Annotated in this window: 1 protein-coding gene and 1 pseudogene; both read right to left on the bottom strand. The window is 65.1% G+C overall.

Annotated elements, in window-relative coordinates; genetic code table 11:
- A pseudogene (locus AC08OV_RS01040) lies at positions 1-189 on the bottom strand (iron ABC transporter permease); the annotation flags it as partial.
- 197 nt (positions 190-386) lie between these two features.
- Positions 387-2,195 (bottom strand): ABC transporter ATP-binding protein, encoded by a 1,809-nt coding sequence (locus AC08OV_RS01045; RefSeq protein ID WP_476619158.1) that lies wholly within the window; start codon positions 2,193-2,195, stop codon positions 387-389.
- Between the last annotated feature and the right edge of the window lie 17 nt (positions 2,196-2,212).

Genomic DNA, 2,212 nt, shown 5'->3' on the forward strand with positions numbered 1-2,212 from the left:
ACCCACGCCGATCGCTGCCCCAACAACAATCGGCGTCGCCAGCACCAGGGCGAGCAGAGTGATCAGGAACCTGCCGCGCGCGCTGCGCGCCGCCCGCGGCAGCACGGCGCCGGCAGTGACCGCGGGCATCCCGCGGGCGGGTCGGAGCGCCGCCACCGCCCGCAGCCGTACCGCGTCCGCGGCACCCACCGATGGCGTCGGCGTGGCACGTACCGACGTAGGTTGATCGATGGACAGCGGATGCCCCCGTTGACTCAAACGAAACGAAAACGATTTTCGTTTCGCTTGAGCAAGCTAACAGCCCTGCGCAGGCTCCGTCAACGGTTCTGTAGGGGCAGGACAGGCCCTCCGCTCGTCGTGGTCGGGCGGTCACCGTCATCCGGCGACTACTCGACCGGGATCATTCCTCCGCTCTGCCGCTGCCACAGCCGGTAGTAGCGCCCCCGCCGCTCGAGCAGCTCGTGATGGGACCCCTGCTCCACGACGCGGCCGTCGTCGAGGACGACGATGCGGTCCATGTGCAGCAGGGTCGACAGCCGGTGCGCGACGGCGATCACCGTCTTGTCTCGCCACAGGTCCTCGAGTGCGTTCTGGACGAGTACCTCGCTCTCGCTGTCCAGCGCGCTCGTCGCCTCGTCCAGAATGAGCATGGGTTTGTCGTCCAGGAAGGCGCGGGCAATGGCGATCCGCTGCCGTTGCCCGGTCGAGAGTTTGATGCCGCGTTCCCCGACGACGGTGTCGTAACCGTCGGGCGCCCGCGAGATGAAGCTGTGCGCGTGGGCCCGCAGCGCCGCCGCCTCCACCTGCGCCTGGGTCACCGGGCCCGCGGTGCCGTAGACGATGTTGTCCCGGATGGACCGGTGGAAGAGGGTGGTGTCCTGCGGAACGTAGGAGATGCCCCGGGCGAGCTGGCGGTTGGGCACCGGAACACCGTCCACGGCGACCATGCCCGGCGGGAGCGGGTAGTAGCCCAGCAACAGCTTGATGAACGTCGTCTTGCCGCTTCCGCTGCGACCCACGATGCCGATCTTCTCGCCCCGCTCGATGGCCAGGTCGATGCCCGCGAGCACGAGGTTCCGGTCGTTCTCGGGATAGGCGAACGACAGGCCCTGGAACTGCAGCCGACCGGAAACTACGGGAAGAACCGCGGGACGGCCCGAACCGGCTGAACCGGCTGAATTATCCGGACTGGCCGACAGGATGTCCCGACCAGCGAAGAGATAGTGGTAGGCCTCCTCGATTCGGGCGAGCCGGAGATTAAGCTGCGCGATCTCCCACACCGTCCCCCAGATAAAGTCGGAGAAGAGGACCAGCGCGGAGAGAAAGGTCGTGAACTGGGCCAGGCTCATCTCACCGCGGAGGAACAGATGCAGGTTGAGGACGATCGACACCGGCCAGACGAGATACCGGACCACGAGGCTCATCGAGGTCCAGAACACAATGCTCCAGAAGGACGAGCGATACGCGGCGGCGATGACCCGGCGACGACGCCGGCGGACCCGCTCGTACTCGGCCTCCTCCTGGAGGAACGACTTCACACTCACGAAGTTCGAGATGACGTCTATCACGTAACCGTCCATCTCCGAGACCTCGTCCGCGAGCCGCTTCTCCGCGCGGGCCGAACGACTGACGGTGTGCCTGCCGACAAGAAGCATAATCGCGACGGAACCCAGGAAGGTCAGGCCCGAGTAGAGGTTCACCGAGAACATGATCATTATGATCGCCGGAACCTTGACCAGCTGTTCGACGTACGTGAAGCACGCCGTCTCGAGGATCTCTCGGAACTCGCGGCCGAGCGTGCTCACATAGCTGCTGATCTTTCCGGTGAACTTGCCGACGAAGTATGGGTACCGCTCGTTTATGACATTTCCAAAGAGAATGTTCTCGTATTCGTAGCCCCGGTGGTTGAGCAGCCGGAGATACAGCACCTCGGCACCGCGCCAGGTCAGGTCATGGCCGATGTTGCATGCGAGAAGGACGCCGGCGTACAGGTACGCGTCGTGGGTCTGTACCGGGGCGGCGGCGAGAGCCTGCACGAAAAGGCCGATGAAGACCGGTATCACGGCGAGCAGGCTGTTGGACAGGACGAAGACACCGACGACCAGGAGAGCCGGCCCCTTGAAGGTCGCGACGAAACGCAGATAGGAACGCAGGGCGGCCTGCCGCTCCACCCGGCGGGAAACGAGGTTGTCCACGGCGGTGCCGACACCGT

Source organism: Frankia sp. CeTa3Moorea (genome assembly GCF_978021225.1).